A 22,712-nucleotide genomic window follows, 5' to 3' on the forward strand; every position below is an offset into this window, starting at 1 on the left:
GGCCCGCACAGCACCTGTGGTTTGTGAGCGCGCGTATACAGCCCGGTTTCCGTCCGCGCAAGCCCTAATCGACGACCGGCAGTCTTCGCTTGTCCTTCCCCGAGTTTCGCGGCACAAAACGGTCATGACACAGGATATTCTCTGCATCGGATCGGTCCTTTGGGACGTGATCGGGCGCACGCCGCACTCTATGCATGTTGGCTCGGACGAGCCGGGCCGGATCACACGTCTGCCCGGCGGCGTCGCAATGAATATTGCTATGACCTTGCAGCGGTTTGGGTTGCGTTCGGCCTTGTTGACGGCCGTTGGACGGGATCGCGAGGGCGACGAGCTGTTGGATGACTGCGCGGCGCGCGGGATGAATACCGATTTCGTCTACCGCCCCGAAGCGCTGCCCACCGATCGCTACATGGCTATCGAAAGTCCCGAGGGTCTGATCGCCGCCGTCGCTGATGCGCATACGTTGGAAGCGGCAGGCGATGCCATTCTCGCCGCGCTCGAGGACGGAAGATTAGGTAGTGCGACCACGCCCTATTCGGGAACGATTGCGCTGGACGGGAACCTAACGCGCGTGCTTTTGGAAGACATCGCCAAACGCGAAAGCTTTGCCCGTGCGGATCTGCGCGTGGCCCCTGCCAGCCCGGGCAAAGCCCGCCGTCTGGCCCCTCTGATGCAACACCCCGGGGCGACGCTTTACGTAAACCGTGAAGAGGCAGGCTATCTGACCGATGCACAATATGACAGCGCAGGCACCGCAGCGCAGGGGCTGTTGGACGCGGGCGCCACGCGGGTTCTAGTCACCGATGGAGGCAGTTTTGCCGCCGACGGCCATCATCAGCGCGGCGTTATCCAGACGCCCTGCCCCTCGGTCCGCGTCCGTCGGATCACCGGCGCAGGAGATACGTTTATGGCAGCCCATATTGCCGCCGAATTGGCTGGCAACGCTCCTGACGTCGCTTTGGAAATGGCTCAAAAAATCGCAGCCCAATACGTATCAGGAGAAGACCTATGACCCTGCCCCTGCATTTCTCGGACGAGGTCGCCACCGCGCGTGCGTCTGGCGCGCCCATCGTGGCGCTGGAAAGCACCATCATCACCCACGGGATGCCGTTTCCGCAAAACGTCGAAACCGCCCGTGCGGTAGAAGCGGTTATTCGTGAAAACGGCGCGGTTCCCGCAACCATCGCGGTATTGGATGGAAATCTGCATATCGGGTTGAACGACGCGCAACTGGACGCGTTGGGTCAAGCCCAGGGCGTCGCGAAACTGTCGCGTGCCGATATGGCCGCTTGCATTGCGACTGGTGGCACCGGAGCGACCACCGTGGCCGCCACAATGATTGCCGCGCATCTGGCTGGTATCCACGTTTTCGCGACCGGAGGCATTGGCGGCGTGCATCGCGGTGCGGAGACCAGTTTCGACATCTCGGCGGACCTGCGAGAGCTATCGAAAACACCCGTCACCGTGGTAGCCGCCGGGGCCAAAGCGATCTTGGATCTGCCCAAAACGCTGGAGGTTTTGGAAACGCTGGGCGTTCCGGTAATCGCCTATGGGCAAGACAGTTTCCCGGCCTTCTGGTCGCGTGTCTCGGATCTGGCCGCGCCTCTGCGTATGGACCATGCCGATCAGATTGCCGCGTCTGCTAAGACCCGCGCCCTGATGGGGCTTGAGGGTGGTCAACTGGTGGCAAACCCGATCCCGGCCGAAGCTGAAATCCCGCGCGAGGTTATTACCCCGGTGATCGAGGAAGCCCTCGCGGCCGCTGAGGCCGAGGGCATCTCTGCCAAACAGGTCACGCCCTATCTTCTGGATCGCATTTTCCATGCGACCGAGGGGGCGTCGCTGACGGCCAATATCGCATTGGTAAAGAACAATGCGCGATTGGCTTCTCAGATCGCACAGGCGCTGGTCGCGGTCTGAAACTGCGGCATCAGAAAAGGGCGGCCAAGCCGCCCTTTATCGTGCAGATCTTAGATGTTTTTTTACTGATCAGCCCATTAGGCCCCAATCGCAATTTGCGAATCCAGCTCGACCGGGTCAGGATCACGAAGCACATAGCCACGGCCCCAGACGGTCTCGATATGGTTTTCGCCGCCGGTGGCGGTCGACAGTTTCTTACGCAGTTTGCAGATAAAAACGTCGATGATTTTCAGTTCCGGCTCGTCCATGCCGCCATAAAGGTGGTTCAGGAACATCTCTTTCGTAAGAGTGGTGCCTTTACGAAGGGAAAGCAGCTCTAACATTTGGTATTCCTTGCCGGTCAGATGCACAGGACGGCCATCCACATCCACGGTCTTCGCGTCCAGATTGACACAAACCTGCCCGGTCTTGATCACAGATTGCGAGTGCCCCTTTGATCGACGAATGATCGCGTGAATACGGGCGATCAGCTCTTCCCGGTGGAAGGGTTTGGTCATGTAGTCATCTGCCCCAAAGCCAAAACCTTTGATCTTGTTTTCCGTATCATCCGCACCTGACAGGATCAGGATCGGCGTGTCGATCCGCGCAAGACGCAAATGACGCAAAACTTCGTGCCCGTTCATGTCGGGAAGGTTCAAATCAAGAAGAATTAGGTCGTAATCGTAAAGCTTTGCCAGATCGATCCCTTCTTCGCCCAAGTCAGTTGCATAGACGTTCAGGTTGGCATGTGTCAGCATCAATTCAATGCTGCGCGATGTGGTTGGATCATCTTCAACAAGAAGGATTCGCATAATGGGCTTCTCCGCATTTGGTTCTGTCTTGGGTAGAACATTGCGTGAAATGGTTAATCACAGGTTACCCTAGAAGAACTTTTAGCGAATTCCACTTATGGTTGTCTATATCTTTGTAAAGCTGTGGCTTTTAGGGCAGCCTCGCCATGGCGATCAACCGCATTCAACCATTCAGATAACTCTTCTTCTGATAACTCGTACATCGAGCATGCCTCATCCGCAGTCAAAAGCCCGTTTTGAATGCCCTTAACCACGGTTGCTTTCCGGCTGGCCACCCATCGACGCGTGTCTTTTGGCGGCAAATCTGCCCGTGTTAGAATCGAGCCGTCCGGCAGTGTAACTGCACGCGGCCCTTCGATTTTTTTCAGATACATAGTGAACCCTCGTGACTCATCTGCGCCAACTCTGCCCAGACAGGCTTAAAGATCCGTGAAGGCCCCTCTTGTTGTTCGTTCGAATTTTCTTATATTCCGTTACTCTTCGAAAAGGATCCCACAATGTCGGTTAACGTATCCGTCGCGCCCGCGCTGAATTCTCTTGGCTTTGCCAAATCCCCTGCGGAAACGCGGGTCGTTGTCGCCATGTCCGGAGGCGTCGACAGCTCGGTCGTCGCCGCCATGCTGGCCGAAGAAGGCTATGACGTGATCGGCGTTACACTTCAGCTTTACGACCACGGCGCTGCGCTGGCCAAGAAGGGTGCTTGCTGTGCTGGGATCGACATCCATGACGCACGCCGCGTGGCAGAAGACATGAACTTTCCCCACTATGTCCTTGATTACGAAAACATCTTCCAGGATGCGGTGATCGAGGAATTCGCCGATAGCTATCTGGGCGGCGCGACCCCTGTGCCTTGCATTCGCTGCAATGAACGGGTGAAGTTCAAAGACCTGCTTGAAACCGCCCGCGATCTGGGCGCTGACTGCATGGCAACCGGTCACTATATTCAGCGTGCGATGGGCAATCGCGGAGCGGAATTGCATCGCGCCGCAGACCCTGTGCGCGACCAAAGCTATTTCCTGTTTTCCACAACGCCCGAGCAGCTGGACTATCTGCGCTTCCCTCTAGGTCACTTGAAGACCAAGGCGGAAACCCGTGAACTTGCACGAAAATATGGGCTTGAAGTTGCGGACAAGCCCGACAGCCAAGACATCTGTTTCGTGCCCGATGGCAATTATGCTGGCGTGATCGAAAAGCTACGCCCCGGTGCCGCCGAACCCGGTCAGATCGTCCATACGGATGGCCGCGTTTTGGGAGAACACGAGGGCGTCATTCACTATACGATTGGCCAGCGTCGCGGCCTTGGCATTGGCGGATTGTCCGAGCCGCTTTACGTGGTGAAACTGGACGTCGACAACAAACAAGTCGTTGTCGGCCCGAAAGAAATGCTGGCCACCCGGATAGTGCCGGTGCGCGAGATCAACTGGTTGGGCGACGAGCCCTTCACGTCGCGCAAGGAATGGCATCTTGGCGTCAAAATCCGCTCGACCCGCCCCCCGCGCGAGGCGATCATCCGCCCGATCTCGGACACCGAGGCCGAGGTGGAGCTTTTGACCCCCGAGGAAGGCGTCAGCCCCGGTCAGGCGTGTGTCTTCTATGACATGGACGGCCCGCGCATCTTTGGCGGCGGGTGGATCTGGCGGGGTTAACGGACCAAGTCAAGCACGGCTCTGGCTGCGCGCAGTCCCGGTGCTTCGCCGCCCTGCCCCAGACGTTCCATCGTAAGGCGCATCGCCTCGTTTTGTGCGTCAGGGGCGTCCAAAACAGACAAAAGTGCGGGCGTGATACGATCAGGGTCACAGTCGGCGCCAAGGAATTCCGGTACCGCGCGGGTCTCTGACACGAGATTAACCAACGTTACCGTATCGATTTTCAACATACGCCCGATCAGGAATCGGCTGAGCCAGTTCATGTCATAGGCGATGACCATCGGCGTATGGGCTGCGGCCAGTTCCAACGACACGGTGCCGGAAGCGGCCAGCGCCACATCAGCGGCTTTGAAAGCGGCCTGCTTGTCCTCCTGCGCCGCGGCAGGGATCAAGATCGGCTGAACGGACCATTTCGCGGTCTCATCACGCACCAATTCTTCGACGCCCTGCGCCATCGGCAAAACCACCTGCAGGTCCGGCTTGGCGCGTTTGGAATGGGCGATCACCTCTCCAAATCGTTCGGCCAGACGCGAAACCTCGCCCTTGCGCGACCCCGGCAGGACCAGCAAAAGCGGAGCGTCCCCGATCCCATGTGCGGCGCGGAACGCCTGCGCGGCTTCGTCATCGGCCTGCGGTTCGGCCACAACCGGGTGGCCTACGAAGTCGCAACCCATGCCGGCGGCCTGCATATACGGCGGTTCAAACGGCAAAAGCGCCAGCACATGATCCACCCAGCGCGCCATCTTGGCAGCACGTTTCGGACGCCACGCCCAGACCGACGGGGCCACGTAATGCACAATCGGGATGTCGTGACCGAATGTCTGGCCTTCAATTTCTTCTTCCTTCACGATCCGCGCCACGCGCAGACAGAAATCCGGGCTGTCGATGGTGATTAACACGTCCGGGTTCGCCTCGACCACGGCCTCGGCAGTTTCGCGAATACGGCGTTTCAGGTGGAAGTATTTCGGAGCAACCTCGGCAATACCCATGACGGAGAGTTCAGACATCGGAAAGCGCGAGGTAAGGCCTTGCGCTGCCATGGCGTCACCGCCAATTCCCAGAAATTCCACGTCAGACTGTAGGGTTTTCAAGCCTTCCATCAACGCCGCGCCCAAGCGGTCGCCCGAGGGCTCGCCCGCAATCATGAACACCTTCATGACGCCCCCTTTCGCACGTCCAGAAACAGATCATGCTCGGCCAGAAGCTTTTCGACCGTTGCGCGCTCCAAAACGATCACGCCCTCTTCCAGCACAATTCCACCCAAACCAGCAGCTGCCACGGCGCGCACCGTTTCCGGCCCGATGGTCGGGATGTCCATTCGCCCGTCCTGCCCAGGTTTGGGGCGTTTCACAAAGACGCCACGCGCGCCCTGCTTCAGGTGTTCTGGCGTTTGTCCCGCGAAACTCAACAGAGCATTCGTGCCTTGTATGCTCTCAATGCCCAAACATTGCCCGCCCGCAAACACAACGCCTTGCGCCACGTCTTGTCCGGCCAATGCGTCCAGAAGCTGCCAACCCCGGTTCGCATCATCGCGATCCTGCGCGTTCATCGCGCGACCGGCGTGACTGGCCTCGATGGCCAGCGCGGCGGTCACTTCTGTTGCAGAAACGACGGAAAACCCCTGTTCTTCGAACACCTCGGCCACAAGACGCAAAAGCGCATCATCACCCTTGCCCAACACTGCTTTGACCCTTGGAAACAAGGCCAAGGTCACGCGGTCCATCCGCAGGGGATTCAGCTTGGGCCGATCAACCTTGCCGGCAAAGACAACGCGGCCAACCCCTGCCCCGCGCATCGCCTTGAACAACGCGCCCAGCTTTTCATAGCTCGCCGCAACATGCTCAAACCCAGCAGGAACCTCCACATCCACGCCCTTAATCGTCACGAATAAAGCGTCGGCGTTAGCTGCCGCAATTTGCTGCGGCAGCTCGCCCGTTCCTGCAATGATGGCAAGGCGGTCTGACATGGCTGCTTACTTCGGCGTCAGGAAGCCACGGTCGCTGTCACCGGTGATGAAGGCAACCATTTCGCGGACATATTCGCTGTCACTTTCATCGGCCAACCGCGCGGCGCGTTCCTGAAACGAGCCTTCGCCCTGCTTCAACATCAAAAACGCCGCCCGCAAAGCGGTTATATCTGACCGCGCTACACCGCGCCGTTTCAGGCCAACAAGGTTCAGACCGTCAAGTTCTCCGCGCGGGCCTTGGACCAGCGCGTGCGGCAGGACATCTGCGGTGACCATAGACAGCGCACCGATGATGGCGCCGCGCCCGATACGCACCCATTGGTGAAGCCCTGACAGCCCACCAACGATCACGTCATCCTCGATCACCACATGGCCTGCGACGGCCACGTTGTTCACCAAAATCACGTTGTTGCCGATCTGAGCATCATGGGCCACATGGCAGCCTGCCATAAACAGGCCATCGTCGCCGACGCGAGTGACATAACCGCCGCCTGCGGTGCCTGTGTTCATCGTGACATGCTCGCGAATGCGGTTGCGCTTGCCGATCACCAGCTTTGTGTTCTCGCCCGCGAATTTCAGATCCTGAGGGATCTCTCCGATCACCGAGAACGGAAAGACCACGGTTTCATCTCCGATCTCGGTATCCCCGGTGACGATAACATGAGATTTAAGCACCACGCCTTCGCCCAGCTTGACCTGAGCCCCAATGGTACAGAACGGCCCAATGTCACAGCCCGCGCCAATCACAGCCCCTTCGTCGATGATGGCACTGGCATGGATCTTGGCCGAGGGATCGATCCCCATGTTCAGCCCTTCCCGCCGGTGACGTCGATCATCGCCATGAATGTTGCCGTGCAGGCAACTTCGTCCCCGACTTTTGCGACGCCGTCAAATTTCCAAACTTTCGCGCCACCGCGCACGGTGGTCACTTCCAGTTCAAGCACATCGCCGGGCACAACCTTGCGACGGAACTTAGCTGAATCAATGCCCATGAAATAGACCACAGCCCCGGACCCAACCAGATCAAGCGACAAGGACACCATCACAGCCGAGGTCTGTGCCATCGCTTCGATGATCGTGACACCCGGCATGATGGGCAGACCGGGGAAATGGCCCTGGAAATGCGGCTCGTTCATCGTGACCATCTTGATGCCGCGAGCGAACTCGCCTGCGCGGATGTCTTCAACCCGGTCGACCAACAGGAACGGATAACGATGAGGGATACATTCCTGAATAAGCTGGATATCAGCTGTGCTGGGCACGTCGACCATATGTGTCTTCCTTTTATTTCAGTGCGCTTTCCGCGCTATCTGTCTGGCATAAATGAATAACAGCCCGTGTGTCTTGAAACAATCCGAATTACTCGGTGTCAGAGGGCACAGAGCTGTCTTCACTCGCCGCTGGATCTGCTGGATCTGCTGAGTTTGCGTTGTCCTCGGTCGTGGACGGCGTCAAACCATCACCCAAGATTTCATCAATCCGTTTCGTGGCCAGTTCTGTGATGTCGATATTCTGTGTCGACAACAGGATTGCGCGCCGGTCCAAAATGACCACAGCACCAAGTTCACGTACAAGATCGCCAAGCACCGGACCGATACGTTCAAAAAACGCGGATTGTTCCCGCTCAAGAACTGCGACGAACTCCTGCTCGCGTGCCTGCCCTTCAGACCTCAGCGCTTGAACTTTCGTATCGAAAGCGTCCGCCAGTTCGCGGAATTCGGACGGGTCCAGCGTCTCGCGCTGTTCGGTCAATTGCTTCTCTTCTTCTGCCAGAACAGCTTCTGAATCGCGTGTTTCTTGAGCCAGCCGCTGACGTTCATTTTCAACCGTACTGACAATACGGCGCCCGTACAGCGTCTCGGACAACAATCTTTGACGGTCGATTGTCACGATTTGCGACACCGATTGAGCCGCACTTTCCTGAGCAAAACTGGGCGTGATGGAATAGCTTCCAACCACCACCGTGCTAGAAATGCAGAGTTTTACACAAAGCCGAAAAAAAGTGCCCCGGACCCGCCGAGGCACTTTCCGATCAGAACTGAGCCGAGATCGTAAGCTCGAAGTTGTTTTCTTCGTCATATTCTTCCTTGGCCAGAACCTTGGAATAGTTAAAGCGCAGCGGACCGATGGGGGTATCCCAGAAGATCGAAGCGCCGATGGATGAGCGCAGATGTGCGCTGTCATCAATGGTGCCACCAAGCGTGTCATCCAGCCCCCAAAGCGCGCCCGCGTCTGCGAACAAACCGCCCGAGATGCCGTATTCTTCCGGCAGACCCAGCGGGAACTGGGCTTCAAGGCGCGCAACGGCAAAATAGTTACCGCCAAGCGTGTCTTCGTTCGCCGCATTCAGATCGCGGGGACCAAGCCCATTGGTGGCAAAGCCACGCAGCTTGGACGGCCCCAAACGGAAGCGATCCGTCACGCGCGAATCTGCGCCGTTCAGGCTGCTTAGCACGCCGCCTTCGACGGTGGCCAAAAGCGTGACTTGGTCGTTCCAGACCTTGGTTTGCGCCTGCCCCAAAGCCGAGACGCGCGCATATTGATAATCCGAACCCAGACCGCCGATATCGCCGTCCAGCTGGAACAGGAACCCGCGGTTCGGATCCAGCCCCGTGCGGCGCGTGTCATAGCTGTAGGACAGACCAAAGCCAGCGCCGATCTGGCGTCCGCGTGCTTCGTCACTTTTCAACAGGTCCGAGCTGTCATCAGAAACACTGGTGATCTCGGTACCTTCCACGAAGGCCCGCACGCCAAGGCGCGAGTATTCGTTGATTGGGAAAGACAGAGACGGACGAACGGCCAGCGACGTGGTGTCATAGAAGGACGATGCCTGTTCTGTTGTTTGGAAGAAGGTTTCGAACCCGAATTCCAGATCACGGCCCAAGAATGCCGGCTCTGCAAACTTGAACGAGAAGTTCAAACTGTCCGACGTGTTCTGGAAACTGGCCGAGATGTACTGACCACGGCCCAAGAAGTTGCGTTCAGTGAAAGCAAGGTTCAGGCCGAACCCGTTCTCAAGGCTGTAAACACCCCCAAGACTTAGCGACCCGGTGGGCGCTTCTTCCACATCCACATCGATCACAACCTGATCCGGCGCAGAACCCGGACGCGCTTCTACCTGCGCATCAGAGAAGAACCCCAGCGCGCGAACACGTTCCGAGGCTTCGCGGATCTCACGCGGGTTGAAAGGATCGCCCTCAACTACGCGGAACTGGTCGCGCACAACGCGGTCCAATGTGGTGGCGTTGCCTTCAATGTCGATACGCTCGACGATGATGCGCGGGCCGCGGGTCAGAACCAGCTCAATGTTCAAAAGCTGGTTGCGCTCGTCACGGGTCACACGCGGATCGACGCGCAGGAAATCAAGACCTTTGCGAATGGCCAGACGTTCCATCCGGGCGATCGCGTTGTCCAAATCTGCGGGGCTGAACACACTGCCAGATTGGATGTTCTGTGCGGCGTGGAATTCACCTGCATCGACACCGTCGATCTCGGATACGGTGGTGATTTCACCAAAGCGGTACTGCTGACCTTCCTGCACCTGGAAAGTGATAAAGAAGGCATCGCGTTCACGCGAGAACTCGCTTGTGACACCAGTGGTTTTGAAATCCACATAGCCGCGCGACTGATAAAAGTCCTTCAGAACCTGCTTATCAAACTCGATCCGGTCGGGCACATAGGAATCCCTTTGGATCAATGCGCGCAAAATACCGGCCTGCTTGGTTTCAAGAACGCGACGCAGACGCGCATCCGAGAACTTGCGGTTTCCGGTAAACGAAAGGCGCTCGACCTCGGTGTTTTTGCCTTCGATCACTTCAAAGACCAAATCGACGCGATTGTTCGAGCGGCGGATGATTTTCGGCGTGACACGTGCCGACAGACGGCCCTGTGCCTGATAGACCTCGACGATGGTCTGAACGTCTTGTTCTGCAGTGGCGGGGCTGAAAACCTGACGAGGCTGGGATTTCAGAAGCGGCGTAAACACGTCGTCCTTTACCTTGCGATTGCCTTCCACAGACACGACGTTGATCGTCGGATATTCGCGGACCTTGACGACCAGAACATTGCCTTGCGGGATGATCTGAACATCCTCGAACAGGCCCGATCCGACAAGACGCTGATAGCCGTCGTTCAGCTGTGCGGCGCCAACAGTCTGACCCTGAGCGATTCCCAGATAGGACAGAATGGTCGCAGCTTCGATCCGCTGCGTGCCCTCGATCTCGACCTTGTTGAACGAATATGCCTGCGCCTGTGCGGGCATTGGGGTGGTGGCAGCCCCCCCTGAAATTGCAAGGAAAATGACCAATCCACTGCTGCTGGCCAAACCTTTAAGCGACGTGATTGCCGGTTTACCGGCTGCGCTGCCCGACCCCTCGAAAAATGTCATGCTTCTATCTTTCTTTAGACATCCCAGTAGTCACGTGGATAAGGGGTCGAAACTCTGTTGTCAAAGCGCGAAACACGGTGTTTGCAAGCTGTTGCACATCTGGCCATTCACAGGCGCGACTTCATGTAGGGACCAAACAGCGTTTAGAGAGGTTTTCTAGCACCCAGTATCATGTGGACAAGCGGCAAAAACCCCTTCGGTTGAAGGGTCAAAGCGCCATTCGCACCGCCAAATCCGCAGCGGCATCAGGCCGAAATCTCGCCCTGTTCATCCGTCATTGGGGCATTTTGGCTTGCATGAAAAAGCTGAAGCAACGGCTGCCCGTTCTTCACATGCCGCGCAATCAACTGTTTTTGCAGCTTGCCCGGCGGCATCGATAGCGCGGGTTTGATTTCACCACCCGTCTTCGCAAGCTCGATCAGCATCTTGGACAGTGACTTGCGCGCCTCTGGCCCGATTGCTTCAAGCGCTTGCTTGCCTGTAAAGAAGCTTTCCGCCGGCGCACCTTCGGCAAAGATCACCTCGTGGCGCGTAAGAAGAATGTGGTAATATTCGACCGCGTCGACGGTGTGATCGAAAGCAATACCCGCGACCTCGGTCAATTTTACGGCCGATACCAGAACCGCGTCCGCACCGAATATCCGCTGCGCAATCTTAGAGCTAACCACCATACGGTGCTGCCGCGACACCGATAAATCACGCATCGGAAGCCCCTGCCCCAGCGCGCCTTGGCGAATGCGAACAGGATACAGGTTAGGCGACGCCACAAGCTGCTCTTTTGAAAATCGCGTTTTCCCAATCCAACGAATACGCTGTAGCCCGTTATCTTCGGTTCTGATCAGATCGCCGACTTGCAGGTCTTCAATAGGGATTTGGCCCGCTTCCGCATCAATCAATGTGCCGCGTGCAAAACAGGGCACATCAACAATATTAGCTGGATCAACCGCATTGAAAGGTGTGACGTTTGACGTCGAATATGAATAATTGACGCCCGCCTCGAGTGGCTCGGATGAGATGTAACCGACGAGAACCCCGTCTACCTCGACCCGGTAGACATCTATTGTCCCGCCGCCAGGTTTGGTCAGAGAATAGCTTTCTTCAAGGTACATGTTTCCCGAAGCATAGGTCGTTGAACCATCAAGACTGGTAGCCACACCTGTTTGCGTCGAGTCATCACCGGTTTCATTGTTGTATCTATCACCATCAAACAACACGCCATCGTCAGCCCTGCCGCCGAGAACTGTTCCCCCAGCACCATCTGTGACATCAAATATGCGGCGGTTTACATTCGGATCATACGACCCGGAAACCGAAACTGTGCCGCCGGAAAACACGAGTGAACCGGGATCGTAACCGATTATACTATAGTTTGCCATTTCAACTCACCTCTAAAATCGTTAACTCGTTGTGGGTGCTTACTGATCACTTCGTATTTGTATAATGTAACACAAGTATCCGAGATTACCTACACGGCAATCACGCACGCGCAGCTCTTCGCTTGCGGGATGACAATTCTCACACATCGCCAGAAGCCAAGACCCAACAGTAAACGGGATCAAGACGGCTTGCTGCGCGCCTTGGCCTCTTTCACCTTCATGGCTAGATCCTGCGCAATGGCAAACGCGCCGCGGATCTTGTCCGATGTTTTGCGCCAGTCGCGCCGAACGACGATCTTGTTGTCACGCACCTTTGCCAGACCATTTTGCGCCTGAATAAACTCGACCAATCCCTCGGGCGAGGCAAACTTGTCGTTATGGAACTGGATCGTAGCCCCTTTTGGTCCGCCATCCAGTTTGGCAATCCCCGCGCGTTTGCACATGCCCTTGATACGGACGATCAGCATCAGGGTGTTTACCTCTTTCGGAAGCGGGCCGAAACGGTCGATCAGTTCAGCTGCGAAACCTTCAAGCTCGACCTTCTTGGACAGGGATGACAGGCGACGGTAAAGGCCCAAACGCACATCAAGGTCGGGGACGTAACTATCTGGGATCAATACAGGAACGCCCAGATTGATTTGCGGCGCCCAGCCCGTGTCAGCTTCCGAAAGACCCTCGAGTTGACCAGACTTCATCTTGGCAATCGCCTCTTCCAGCATCTGCTGATAAAGCTCGTATCCCACTTCACGCATCTGGCCGGATTGTTCTTCGCCGACCAGATTGCCCGCGCCCCGAATATCCAGATCCTGAGACGCCAGCGTAAACCCAGCCCCCAACGTGTCCAGCGACCCTAACACGCGCAGACGCTTTTGCGCGGTCGGCGTCAAAGGAACGCGCGGCTTGGTGGTCAGATAGGCATAGGCGCGGGTTTTCGACCGCCCGACCCTGCCCCGGATTTGGTAAAGCTGTGCCAGACCGAACATATCGGCACGGTGCACGACCATCGTGTTGGCGGTCGGAATGTCGATGCCGCTTTCAACAATCGTCGTCGCCAGCAGCACGTCATATTTACCATCATAGAAGGCGTTCATGCGATCATCCAGCTCGCCTGCGGCCATCTGTCCGTGGGCAGTGACGAAACTGACCTCGGGGACATGGTCCGTCAGGAAGGCCTCGATATCGGGAATGTCCTTCACACGCGGCACCACATAGAAGCTCTGCCCGCCGCGATAATGTTCGCGCAAGAGCGCCTCGCGGATGGTGACACCGTCAAATTCCGAAACATAGGTGCGGATCGACAGGCGGTCGACAGGCGGCGTTCCAATGATCGACAGATCCCGCACCCCGGACAGCGACATTTGCAGCGTGCGCGGGATCGGTGTGGCCGAGAGCGTCAGAACGTGCACGTCCGAGCGCATCTCTTTCAGCCGCTCCTTGTGGCTTACGCCAAAGCGCTGTTCTTCGTCCACGACCAGCAGTCCAAGGTTTTCAAACCGCACATCTTTCGCCAGCAGCGCATGAGTGCCAACGACAATGTCCATTGTGCCGCGCGACATGCCCTCGCGGGTGCGTTTTGCTTCGGCCTGCCCCACGAAACGCGACAACTGCCCGACATTGATCGGAAAGCCCCGGAATCGTTCGGAAAAACTCTTGTAATGCTGACGCGCAAGCAAAGTCGTCGGCGCAATCACCGCCACCTGCTGGCCGGACATCGCTGCCACAAAGGCCGCACGCATCGCGACCTCGGTCTTGCCAAAGCCCACATCGCCACAGACCAGACGGTCCATCGGTCGGCCGGATGCCAGATCCTCGATTACGTCTTCGATGGCAGACAGTTGATCGTCAGTTTCCTGATAGGGGAACCGGGCCGAGAACTCCTCCCACGCGTGATGGGGTGCTTCCAGCGTGGGGGCCTTGCGCAGCTCGCGTTCCGCGGCCAGCCGGATCAGCTTGTCCGCTATTTCACGGATACGCTCTTTCAGCTTGGCTTTCTTAGCCTGCCATGCGCCACCACCCAGCTTGTCCAGAAGGCCGGTATCCTGGCCGAATTTCGACAGAAGCTCGATGTTTTCAACGGGCACGAACAGGCGATCCCCGCCCGCATATTCCAGCGCCAAGCATTCATGCGGTGCGCCCATCGCCGTGACGGTTTCAAGCCCGTTATATTTACCGACGCCATGGTCCACATGGACGATCAGGTCACCCGGGGAAAGGCTTTGCGCCTCAGTCAGGAAGTTTTCGGCACGGCGTTTGCGCTTGGGCGCGCGGATCAGGCGGTCGCCCAGCACGTCCTGTTCCGAGATCACGGTCAGTCCCGGACCTTCAAACCCGTGCTCCAACGCCCAAACCGCCAGATAGATCCCACCCGGCTTGTCTGGCACATCGCGGTAATTTGTGATCACACTGCTTGTGATCACACCTTCATCCGCCAATAAGCCCTGAAGCCGCTCTCGCGCACCTTCAGAATAGGAAGCGACGATGACAGATGTCTCATGCTTTGCCTCAACATGATCCGCCAAAGACTTGAAAAGATTTACATCTTCTTTTTGGCGTTCAGGCGAAAAATTGCGCCCGATGCGCCCGCCACCATCCACAACCCCTGCGCCTGTTGGCTGAGGCAACGCAGACAGTTGCACAACCCGCCGGCCATCCAACGCCGTCGCCCAAGCCGGATCATCCAGATACAACAGATCCGGCGGACAGGGCTTATAGACGCTGTCCATCCGGTTCTTCGCATTCATCGCGATCTTGCGGGTCTCGTATTGATCTGTAATCGCCTCCCACCGGGCAAGCCGGGCGGGGTCCAGACCATCATCCAACATGATGGACGCCTCGGGCAAGTAATCGAATAGCGTTTCCAACTCTTCATGGAAGAAAGGCAACCAGTGTTCGATTCCCTGATGTTTGCGCCCTGCTGACACGGCTTCGTAAAGCGGATCGTCCGACCCGGCGGCGCCGAACTCGATCCGGTAGTTCTGTCGGAACCGCGTGATCGACGTTTCGTCCAGAATAACTTCCGAGACCGGCGCAAGTTCGATCCCCTTTAGGCTTTCCGTGGTGCGCTGGGTGGCGGGATCGAACCGGCGTACGCCATCCAGAACATCTCCAAACAGGTCCAACCGCACCGGGCCAGTTTCGCCTGGAGGGAAGATATCAATGATGCCGCCGCGCACTGCAAAGTCTCCGGGCTCCATCACTGTGGGCGATTGCGAAAAGCCCATGCGCACCAGAAATGCCCGAAGCGTATCCACATCCAAAAGGTTGTCCACACTGGCGACAAAGCTTGCCTCGGCAAGGGTTGCACGGGCAGGCAGGCGCTGGGTCGCAGCGTTCAGCGTGGTCAGAAGGACCAGCCGCCCCTTGATCTGATCCGTTGCCAACCCCGCCAATGTCGCCATCCGCGCAGCAGACACATCCGCATTGGGTGACACCCGATCAAATGGCAGGCAATCCCAACCGGGAAACGTCACGCAGGCAACATCCGGCGCAAAGAAGGCCAATGCAGCCTGCATCGCTGCCAGTCTCTTTTCATCGCGCGCCACATGAACAACTGGCCCGCCGGACCGGTCCAGTTCCTTCACCAGAAGCGTCGCATCAAAGCCCTCGGGGGCGCCAGAAAGAAGAAGTTTTTCCATGCGGCGGATGTATCCGTGCGTTTAGGGCCGCGCAAGGGCCGGGTCTGTCAGGTCTATCTCAGCACGCCATAGGCAAGGTTGTGATACATCCCCCAAAGCGCGGTCACAAATATGGCCATCATCCCAATCACCTGCACCGCCAGCCGGTGCCGCAGCAGATACCGGCGCAAATCGCTGCCATTCAGCGCGCGCCTTTGGATCATCACCGCAGTGCGCACCGACAAAAGCCCGACAAACATCATGGGGAACATCAGCAAAAACACCGCTTGGGCGAACTCGACACTGTACCAGAAGCCTAGAATGATCAAAGAGGACAGAATGGTCGAGGCGACAGCGACCAGTGACATCCCCGATCGACCAGACAGCGATGTGATCCGGTTACAATTCACCCGTACGATCGTTTCCAGATCATCTTGTGCCTGCCCTTCAACACGGGCCGCGCGCTGGATCATGTCATAAGGCACCCCCATGACCCAATAGCTTGCCATGGACCACGCCACGGCAAGCCCGATCCAATACCAAAGATTGGAAAAGGACCGCATGTCGATGATCTCGAAAACGGTGGCGTAAATATCCAAAACCGGTCCTTCATTCTTGGGCACGACTTGCGTCACCCTAGCGTCGGGAGAAACCGGGTTCCAGCGGGAATGATAGGATTTTTCCGAGATTTGCAGACTTGTGATGACGTCAGTCCCGTGGCAGTACATTTCAGATGAAAAGATCCGCCCGATCCGCAAGGTTGGGCATGCCCGCCAAGGAGAGCCCCGTGAACCGCATTTCTCAGCCCAGTACCGTTGCCCCTTTCCCCGCCACGCGCTTGCGCCGCACGCGGTCGTCCGGCGCGTTGCGCGATTTGGTGCGGGAAAACACGCTGACGGTGTCGGACTTGATCTGGCCGGTTTTTGTGGTCGAAGGTAAAGGTGTCGAGCAAGAGATCCCCTCGATGCCCGGCGTCACGCGCAAGTCGGTGGATCTGGTGGTGAAAGCCGCGCGCGAGGCCGCTGATCTTGGCATTCCGGCCATTTGCATTTTTCCCTACACCGATCCTGCCTTAAAGACCGAGGCCTGTGAAGAGGCCTGGAACCCAGACAACCTGTCCAACCGCGCCATTCGCGCGATCAAGGCCGAAGTGCCCGAGATTTCTGTAATGACCGACATCGCGTTGGACCCATACAATGCCAACGGCCATGACGGGATTGTCCGGGACGGCGAGATCGTGAATGACGAAACGGTCGAGGCGTTGGTCAAGATGGCTCTGGCGCAGGCCGATGCAGGCGCAGACATTCTTGGGCCGTCTGACATGATGGACGGGCGCATCGGCGCAATCCGCACCGCGATCGAGGCCGCCGGTTATCACAACCTGACGATTATGAGCTACACCGCCAAATATGCCAGCGCGTTCTATGGCCCGTTCCGTGATGCGGTCGGGGCGTCTGGCGCGTTGAAAGGCGACAAGAAGACTTATCAGATGGATCCCGCCAACAGCGACGAAGCGATGCGTCTGGTCGAGCGTGACCTGCAAGAGGGCGCAGACATGATCATGGTCAAGCCCGGCATGCCCTATCTGGATATCTGCCGCCGCGTGAAAGACAGCTTTGGCGTGCCGACCTTCGCCTATCAGGTGTCGGGTGAATACGCGATGTTGATGGCAGCATCGCAGAACGGTTGGCTGGATGGCGACAAGGTGATGGCCGAAAGCTTGATGGCATTTAAGCGCGCCGGCTGCGACGGCATTCTGACCTATTTCGCCCCGCGCATGGCCTGCCTTCTGACCGAAAGCTAACCCTGCGATCCCGACAGGCGATTTTTCGCAATCGGCCTTAGTTCTGGGTGACAGCCCGCAGCCGATCCGCTATATTTTGCAGCAAAGCGGACAAAGAGCCGCGTTCGAGCAACCCGGTCGATCCTGTGCCTTGGCGGTATGGCGACCCAGCATGAGGCACAAAGGCAAACACATGCATACATCAAAACTTTCTCGCCGTGGTTTTCTGGCCGGCGTAGGCGGCGCGGGCGTTACGCTTGCAGCCTGTGACAACAGCATTGGCTCCAGCGGCGGCGCACGGATCGACGCGCGGGCCGACAGCACGCTGAACTATCTTTACAACCGCTATCCCGATGCACGGCAATTGTCCGAGAAATCAAACGGTCAACTGGTGATGCCGCTTGTCACCGAAGCAGGCTTTGGCCTTGGCGGCGCTTACGGGCGCGGCGCGCTGCGCATCAATGGCGTGACGGTGGATTACTATTCGCTGACCCAAGCCAGCGCGGGTCTTCAGATTGGCGCACAGCAATTTGCGCATGTGCTGTTCTTCATGACCGACGACGCGCTGCAGGACTTCCGTGCAGATGCGGGCTGGGTGGCTTCGGCGGACATCAAATACGCATTCCAGAACGAAGGCGACCGTCTGACAGCAGACACGATCACCGCGTCCTCGCCGGTTGTGGCCGTGGTGTTCGGTCAGACCGGCCTGATTGCTGGTGCCTCGATCGAAGGTGCGAAATACACGCGGATCATTCCCTGATCTAACGCACACCTGATCTAACGCACATAGGATAAAGAAAGGGCGGCCCCGATGGCCGCCCTTTTTGTTTAGTCCAGCGCACGCAGCCGCTTGATCAGGCTTGAAGTGTCCCAACGACCTCCGCCCAGTTTCTGTACGTCTTTATAAAACTGGTCGATCAGTGCCGTGACGGGAAGGCTCGCGCCGTTTTCATTGGCGGTGTCCAGACAGATCCCCAGATCCTTGCGCATCCAGTCGACCGCGAACCCGTGGTCAAAGTGATCGTCTGCCATGGTTTCGTGCCGGTTCACCATCTGCCAACTGCCCGCAGCCCCGCCTTGGATCACGTCCACGACCTGACGAATGTCCAACCCGGCCTTCTCGGCGAAATGCAGCCCTTCGGAGAGGCCTTGCACCAACCCTGCAATGCAGATCTGGTTGACCATCTTGGTCAGCTGGCCCGCACCGCTTTCACCAAGCCGTTTCACCGTTCGGCCATAGGCCTGCATGATCGGCTCGGCCGCGTCATAGGCAGGCTGATCGCCGCCGCACATGATCGACAACACGCCGTTCTCGGCCCCCGCCTGACCACCCGACACCGGCGCATCCACGAAGGACACGCCAGCGGCTTTCGCGTCGGCATAAAGTTCACGGGTCACGGCGGCGGACACAGTGGTGTGATCCACAAACACCGCGCCCTCGGCCATTCCGGCGAGCGCGCCCTGATCTCCCAACACGACCGAGCGCAAATCGTCGTCATTGCCGACGCAGGCCATAACGAAATCCGCGCCCAATGCCGCCTCGCGCGGGGTCGAGGCCCATTTGCCGCCATGTTCCTTGGCCCAAGCTTCGGCCTTAGCGGTTGTGCGGTTGTAAACCGTCACCTCGTGGCCCTGCGCCACAAGGTGACCCGCCATCGGATAGCCCATCACTCCCAAGCCCAAAAACGCACATTTCGCCATACCAAGACCCTTTCGTTGAATTCCCGTTCAGTTCACAGTAGTTACCGCTCACGAAAGCAAGTTCAACCTGCGTTTCAGGCGCATGGGACAGAAATTAGGTTTGAGTATGGGCAAAGTCATACTGTGGATGATCCGCGGCACCGCCGCAATTGTGGCATTGGCCGTCGCGGTTCTGGGGCTGGTCTATTATCTGGCCGCGCAGTCCCTGCCCGACTATGACGTCACCCGCGAAACCCCGGGCATCACCGCCCCGGTCGAGATCGTGCGCAACAACGCCAACATCCCGCATATTCTGGGCGAGAATGACAGCGATGTCTTCTTTGGACTTGGCTATGTCCACGCGCAGGACCGGCTGTGGCAAATGATGATGATGCGCCGCACCGTGCAGGGGCGTCTGTCCGAAGTTTTCGGTACCCGCACTGTAAAAACGGACGAGCTGATGCGGCGGCTTGACCTTTATACGCTGGCACGCGGATCGCTCGCGTATCAGGACGATGACACCAAGGCTGCTTTGGATGCATATGCGTCAGGCGTGAACGCATATCTGGCACGTGTAAACTCCGAGGCTCTGGGCCGTGGCGCGCCCGAGTTCTTCTTGTTCTCAAACGAAATCTCGCCTTGGCAACCCGTAGACAGTTTGGCGATCCTGAAGCTGATGGGCGTGCAACTGGCGGGTCATTTGGAGGACGAGGTGCTGCGCGCCCGCGTCTCGCTGACCCTGCCCGAGGATCGGGTGCGTGACATCCTGCCGGATGTGCCGGGAACCGGGGTTGCGGCGCTGCCGGACTATGCTGCATTTTTCGATGGCGACGCTCCGCGCTTCGCCACAACTGAAGACCTCGCGCGCCCTGCCCTGTGGCCCAGCCCAAAACGCGGCTTTGCGGGGGCATCAAACGCATGGGCTGCCGCCCCGAACCGCTCGGCGGCTGGCGGCACGCTTCTGGCCAATGACCCGCATCTGGGCTTTACCGCGCCGTCTATCTGGTATCTGGCGCGGCTGGACCTTAGCACCGGCAGTGTGATCGGCGGGTCGATCCCAGGAATGCCCTTGATCTTGGCGGGTCGAACGGACGGGTTCGGTTTCGGCGTCACGTCGTCCTATCTGGATGATCAGGATCTTCATCTGGAGAAGTTGAACCCAGACAATACGAATGAAGTACTGACCCCCGATGGCTATGTCCCGATCACCACTCGCGGCACGATCCTGAAAATTAAGGACCAAGCGCCCAAGACAGTGACGCTACAATGGACGCCAAATGGGCCGATCCTGCCCGCTGATATGTATGGTCTTGGCCTGATCACGCCCGTGGGTCATGCTATGTCCCTATCTTGGACGCTGCTGACGGAAAAAGACCGCTCGATGAGCGCGGGGATCGGTGTGATGCGCGCGAAAACAGTGATGGAGGGCATCGCCGCCGCCGCCGATTACGTTGCACCGAGCCAGACCCTGACACTGGCGGACAAGGATACGATCGCCATGAAAGTGATCGGTCAAATGCCCGGCCGCAACGCCCGTCACCAAACGCAGGGCCGCATTCCCAGCCCCGGCTGGATCAAGGACAACCTGTGGGGCGCGCCGCTAAGCTATAGCGCCAACCCGGAATTCGTGCAGCCCTCGGGCGGGATCCTTGGCAATACGAATAACAAAATCATCGACCGGCCCTTTCCGGCGCATATGAGCTTTAATTGGGGTGACAGCCAGCGCATCCAGCGGTGGCAGCGCCTGATGCAAGCACGCGAGGTGCATACGCGCGACAGCTTCATAGAGGCACAGCTAGACAGCGTATCTGTTACCGCCCGCACGCTGTTGCCGCTTGTGGGCGCGGATCTGTGGTTCACGGGTGAAGCCGCCCCTGCTGGTACGCAAGAACGCGAACGACAAAACGCGCTGACCCTTCTGGCCAACTGGAATGGCGAAATGAACGAGCATATGCCCGAGCCTTTGATCTATTCGGCTTGGATGCGCGCGCTGCAAAACCGTCTGATCCGGGACGAGCTTGGCCCGCTGGCCGAGGCCTTCACCCATGTGGACCCCCTATTTGTCGAACGTGTGTATCGTGACGTCGATGGCGCATCGGTCTGGTGTGACGTCATTCAATCCGCTGCGACCGAGACCTGCACCGACATCGCCCGCGTGGCGCTGGACGACGCGTTGCTTTGGTTGTCCGAACATGCAGGCGGCAAGCAAGAAAGCCTGCGCTGGGGGGATTACCACCAAGCGGTCCACAAACATGCGGTGCTGGGCGACGTGCCCTTCCTAAGGTGGTTCGTGAACATCCGCCAGTCGACCTCGGGCGGGGACAATACGCTTCTGCGCGGGCTGACTTCGGGCTCTGGAAAGAACCCGTTTCAAAACGTCCACGGTGCGGCCTATCGCGGCATCTATGACTTCTCGGACCCGGACAGCTCGCTTTTCGTGACCTCGACCGGTCAATCCGGACATCCGCTGTCGCGGCATTACGACGATCTGGGAGAGCTTTGGCGGCGCGGCGAATTCACGCCCATGTCGCTGGATCCCGAGCTGGCGCGTGCGGCTGCGGTTGGCGTCACTCGGCTGGTTCCGCGACCCTAATCTGCTTTGTTTCAAGGCGCCGGGGTTAAATCCCGGCGTCTTTTCCCCTTAATACAAGGCCCGCGCCATCGTTAGATCACCCCAACTGAATGCAGATAGATGGGGAAACCAGCATGGAAAACGTCTCGCAAGGTATGGGCTGGCTGCAAGCCAATGCACTGAACGTGATCTACGTGATCATCATCGCCATCGTCGCCTATTGGCTGGCCGGTTTGGTGAAGCGACTGATCATCCGGGTTGGTAAAAGCCACGAAGCATTGGACGAGACCCTGTTTCATTTCCTTGGCTCGATTGCCCGGTATGCGGTTCTGGTCTTCGCTGGGCTGATCGTTCTGGATCGGTTTGGCATCGAAACCACATCGCTGATAGCCATTCTGGGTGCCGCAGGTCTGGCGGTGGGTCTTGCCCTTCAGGGCACTCTGTCCAGCCTTGCAGCCGGTATTATGCTGATCGTATTCCGCCCCTTTAAAGTCGGCGATTTCATTGATGCGGCAGGGACGTTTGGCAAGGTGGACGCGATCACGCTGTTCACCACTGACATGATCACCTTTGACAACCAGCACATCATCATCCCCAACTCCGAGATCTGGGGCGCTAAGATCACCAACCATTCGCACCACGCCATTCGCGGTGTCGATATGGTCGCATCCGTAGCCTATGGCAGCGATATCAAGAAGGTGAAAGCGTCGATTGCTAAGGTTCTAAAGGCGCATGAGCATGTGCTGGCCGAGCCCGCCCCCTTTGTCGAGGTTGAGACCCTGAACGCGTCTTCCGTTGACCTTCTGGTCCGGCCCTTCGCCGAGGGCGCACATTACTTTGATGTGAAGTACAGCCTGCCCCAAGCGATCTACGAGCAATTCCAGAAAGACGGGATCGAGATTCCGTTCCAGCAGATCGTCGTCCACAACGCCAACTAGCGCGTCCCCACAACTGGACGATGTGTGGCCACTCACGGC

Annotated in this window: 19 protein-coding genes; 7 read left to right on the forward strand and 12 right to left on the reverse strand. The window is 58.0% G+C overall.

Going from position 1 to position 22,712, the window contains the following annotated elements:
* Window positions 1–124 precede the first annotated feature (124 nt).
* Together ACXAH3_RS03895 and ACXAH3_RS03900 are read left to right on the forward strand one after the other, a co-directional pair.
* Window positions 125–1,012, forward strand: coding sequence for a PfkB family carbohydrate kinase (locus ACXAH3_RS03895; protein ID WP_474860751.1), 888 nt, complete (start codon window positions 125–127; stop codon window positions 1,010–1,012).
* Entirely contained in the window at window positions 1,009–1,920 is a 912-nt protein-coding gene (locus ACXAH3_RS03900) for a pseudouridine-5'-phosphate glycosidase (RefSeq protein ID WP_474860752.1), read from the forward strand. The genes ACXAH3_RS03895 and ACXAH3_RS03900 overlap by 4 nt, the downstream gene beginning before the upstream one ends.
* 77 nt (window positions 1,921–1,997) lie before the next feature.
* Here the strand turns inward: ACXAH3_RS03900 and ctrA are convergent, their stop codons facing one another.
* The gene (ctrA, locus tag ACXAH3_RS03905; RefSeq protein ID WP_474860753.1) at window positions 1,998–2,711 is read right to left on the reverse strand and encodes a response regulator transcription factor CtrA; all 714 of its coding nucleotides are present in this window, start codon (window positions 2,709–2,711) and stop codon (window positions 1,998–2,000) included.
* A 95-nt stretch (window positions 2,712–2,806) separates the two neighbouring features.
* Complete coding sequence (gene sciP / locus ACXAH3_RS03910; RefSeq protein WP_474860754.1) at window positions 2,807–3,085, reverse strand: CtrA inhibitor SciP; 279 nt, start codon at window positions 3,083–3,085, stop codon at window positions 2,807–2,809.
* Between the two features lie 123 nt (window positions 3,086–3,208).
* Here sciP and mnmA point away from each other — a divergent pair, with 123 nt between their 5' ends.
* Window positions 3,209–4,357, forward strand: coding sequence for a tRNA 2-thiouridine(34) synthase MnmA (mnmA, locus tag ACXAH3_RS03915; protein WP_474860755.1), 1,149 nt, complete (start codon window positions 3,209–3,211; stop codon window positions 4,355–4,357).
* Here the strand turns inward: mnmA and lpxB are convergent.
* The 9 genes from lpxB to ACXAH3_RS03960 form a co-directional block, all read right to left on the reverse strand.
* The gene (gene lpxB / locus ACXAH3_RS03920) at window positions 4,354–5,514 is read right to left on the reverse strand and encodes a lipid-A-disaccharide synthase (protein ID WP_474860756.1); all 1,161 of its coding nucleotides are present in this window, start codon (window positions 5,512–5,514) and stop codon (window positions 4,354–4,356) included. The genes mnmA and lpxB overlap by 4 nt on opposite strands.
* Window positions 5,511–6,323 carry an LpxI family protein gene (locus ACXAH3_RS03925; protein ID WP_474860757.1) on the reverse strand — a complete coding sequence of 271 codons (813 nt, stop codon included), beginning with the start codon at window positions 6,321–6,323 and terminating at the stop codon, window positions 5,511–5,513. The genes lpxB and ACXAH3_RS03925 overlap by 4 nt, the downstream gene beginning before the upstream one ends.
* A 6-nt stretch (window positions 6,324–6,329) precedes the next feature.
* Window positions 6,330–7,127 carry an acyl-ACP--UDP-N-acetylglucosamine O-acyltransferase gene (gene lpxA, locus ACXAH3_RS03930; protein WP_474860758.1) on the reverse strand — a complete coding sequence of 266 codons (798 nt, stop codon included), beginning with the start codon at window positions 7,125–7,127 and terminating at the stop codon, window positions 6,330–6,332.
* Between the two features lie 2 nt (window positions 7,128–7,129).
* Window positions 7,130–7,594: a 3-hydroxyacyl-ACP dehydratase FabZ gene (gene fabZ, locus ACXAH3_RS03935; RefSeq protein ID WP_474860759.1), complete on the reverse strand. Its 465-nt coding sequence runs from the start codon at window positions 7,592–7,594 to the stop codon at window positions 7,130–7,132.
* Window positions 7,595–7,682: 88 nt separating this feature from the next.
* Window positions 7,683–8,402: an OmpH/Skp family outer membrane protein gene (locus tag ACXAH3_RS03940; protein WP_474860760.1), complete on the reverse strand. Its 720-nt coding sequence runs from the start codon at window positions 8,400–8,402 to the stop codon at window positions 7,683–7,685.
* Window positions 8,356–10,710, reverse strand: a complete 2,355-nt coding sequence (bamA, locus tag ACXAH3_RS03945) for an outer membrane protein assembly factor BamA (RefSeq protein ID WP_474860761.1) — start codon at window positions 10,708–10,710, stop codon at window positions 8,356–8,358. Before bamA ends, ACXAH3_RS03940 begins: the two co-directional genes overlap by 47 nt.
* A 245-nt stretch (window positions 10,711–10,955) precedes the next feature.
* A complete protein-coding gene (locus ACXAH3_RS03950) occupies window positions 10,956–12,086 on the reverse strand; it encodes a Hint domain-containing protein (protein WP_474860762.1) in 1,131 nt (376 codons plus the stop codon).
* 179 nt (window positions 12,087–12,265) lie between these two features.
* Window positions 12,266–15,721 carry a transcription-repair coupling factor gene (mfd, locus tag ACXAH3_RS03955; protein ID WP_474860763.1) on the reverse strand — a complete coding sequence of 1,152 codons (3,456 nt, stop codon included), beginning with the start codon at window positions 15,719–15,721 and terminating at the stop codon, window positions 12,266–12,268.
* Between the two features lie 53 nt (window positions 15,722–15,774).
* The gene (locus tag ACXAH3_RS03960; protein ID WP_474860764.1) at window positions 15,775–16,323 is read right to left on the reverse strand and encodes a component of SufBCD complex; all 549 of its coding nucleotides are present in this window, start codon (window positions 16,321–16,323) and stop codon (window positions 15,775–15,777) included.
* A 164-nt stretch (window positions 16,324–16,487) separates the two neighbouring features.
* On the opposite strand from ACXAH3_RS03960, the gene hemB reads away from it, so the two are divergent.
* The gene (gene hemB / locus ACXAH3_RS03965; RefSeq protein WP_474860765.1) at window positions 16,488–17,504 is read left to right on the forward strand and encodes a porphobilinogen synthase; all 1,017 of its coding nucleotides are present in this window, start codon (window positions 16,488–16,490) and stop codon (window positions 17,502–17,504) included.
* 172 nt (window positions 17,505–17,676) lie between these two features.
* Window positions 17,677–18,243 carry a lipid-binding SYLF domain-containing protein gene (locus tag ACXAH3_RS03970; protein WP_474860766.1) on the forward strand — a complete coding sequence of 189 codons (567 nt, stop codon included), beginning with the start codon at window positions 17,677–17,679 and terminating at the stop codon, window positions 18,241–18,243.
* 68 nt (window positions 18,244–18,311) lie between these two features.
* On the opposite strand, the gene ACXAH3_RS03975 is transcribed toward ACXAH3_RS03970, so the two are convergent.
* Complete coding sequence (locus ACXAH3_RS03975) at window positions 18,312–19,184, reverse strand: NAD(P)-dependent oxidoreductase (RefSeq protein ID WP_474860767.1); 873 nt, start codon at window positions 19,182–19,184, stop codon at window positions 18,312–18,314.
* A 106-nt stretch (window positions 19,185–19,290) separates the two neighbouring features.
* Here ACXAH3_RS03975 and ACXAH3_RS03980 point away from each other — a divergent pair, with 106 nt between their 5' ends.
* Both ACXAH3_RS03980 and ACXAH3_RS03985 read left to right on the forward strand, forming a co-directional pair.
* The gene (locus tag ACXAH3_RS03980; RefSeq protein WP_474860768.1) at window positions 19,291–21,756 is read left to right on the forward strand and encodes a penicillin acylase family protein; all 2,466 of its coding nucleotides are present in this window, start codon (window positions 19,291–19,293) and stop codon (window positions 21,754–21,756) included.
* Window positions 21,757–21,869: 113 nt separating this feature from the next.
* Complete coding sequence (locus tag ACXAH3_RS03985) at window positions 21,870–22,673, forward strand: mechanosensitive ion channel family protein (protein WP_474860769.1); 804 nt, start codon at window positions 21,870–21,872, stop codon at window positions 22,671–22,673.
* Window positions 22,674–22,712 lie beyond the last annotated feature (39 nt).

Source organism: Aliiroseovarius sp. ABM4_368, from assembly GCF_056161205.1.

What these genes read in the sequence shown, in the direction of transcription:
- ACXAH3_RS03940 (WP_474860760.1), bottom strand. Translation starts at nt 8,402, where the DNA reads ATGACGAAGAAAACAACTTCGAGCTTACGATCTCGGCTCAGTTCTGAT.
- ACXAH3_RS03900 (WP_474860752.1), top strand. Translation starts at nt 1,009, where the DNA reads ATGACCCTGCCCCTGCATTTCTCGGACGAGGTCGCCACCGCGCGTGCG.
- lpxB (WP_474860756.1), bottom strand. Translation starts at nt 5,514, where the DNA reads ATGAAGGTGTTCATGATTGCGGGCGAGCCCTCGGGCGACCGCTTGGGC.
- ACXAH3_RS03985 (WP_474860769.1), top strand. Translation starts at nt 21,870, where the DNA reads ATGGAAAACGTCTCGCAAGGTATGGGCTGGCTGCAAGCCAATGCACTG.
- mnmA (WP_474860755.1), top strand. Translation starts at nt 3,209, where the DNA reads ATGTCGGTTAACGTATCCGTCGCGCCCGCGCTGAATTCTCTTGGCTTT.
- ACXAH3_RS03925 (WP_474860757.1), bottom strand. Translation starts at nt 6,323, where the DNA reads ATGTCAGACCGCCTTGCCATCATTGCAGGAACGGGCGAGCTGCCGCAG.
- ACXAH3_RS03895 (WP_474860751.1), top strand. Translation starts at nt 125, where the DNA reads ATGACACAGGATATTCTCTGCATCGGATCGGTCCTTTGGGACGTGATC.
- ACXAH3_RS03975 (WP_474860767.1), bottom strand. Translation starts at nt 19,184, where the DNA reads ATGGCGAAATGTGCGTTTTTGGGCTTGGGAGTGATGGGCTATCCGATG.
- mfd (WP_474860763.1), bottom strand. Translation starts at nt 15,721, where the DNA reads ATGGAAAAACTTCTTCTTTCTGGCGCCCCCGAGGGCTTTGATGCGACG.
- lpxA (WP_474860758.1), bottom strand. Translation starts at nt 7,127, where the DNA reads ATGGGGATCGATCCCTCGGCCAAGATCCATGCCAGTGCCATCATCGAC.
- ctrA (WP_474860753.1), bottom strand. Translation starts at nt 2,711, where the DNA reads ATGCGAATCCTTCTTGTTGAAGATGATCCAACCACATCGCGCAGCATT.
- ACXAH3_RS03980 (WP_474860768.1), top strand. Translation starts at nt 19,291, where the DNA reads ATGGGCAAAGTCATACTGTGGATGATCCGCGGCACCGCCGCAATTGTG.
- ACXAH3_RS03950 (WP_474860762.1), bottom strand. Translation starts at nt 12,086, where the DNA reads ATGGCAAACTATAGTATAATCGGTTACGATCCCGGTTCACTCGTGTTT.
- bamA (WP_474860761.1), bottom strand. Translation starts at nt 10,710, where the DNA reads ATGACATTTTTCGAGGGGTCGGGCAGCGCAGCCGGTAAACCGGCAATC.
- sciP (WP_474860754.1), bottom strand. Translation starts at nt 3,085, where the DNA reads ATGTATCTGAAAAAAATCGAAGGGCCGCGTGCAGTTACACTGCCGGAC.
- fabZ (WP_474860759.1), bottom strand. Translation starts at nt 7,594, where the DNA reads ATGGTCGACGTGCCCAGCACAGCTGATATCCAGCTTATTCAGGAATGT.
- ACXAH3_RS03970 (WP_474860766.1), top strand. Translation starts at nt 17,677, where the DNA reads ATGCATACATCAAAACTTTCTCGCCGTGGTTTTCTGGCCGGCGTAGGC.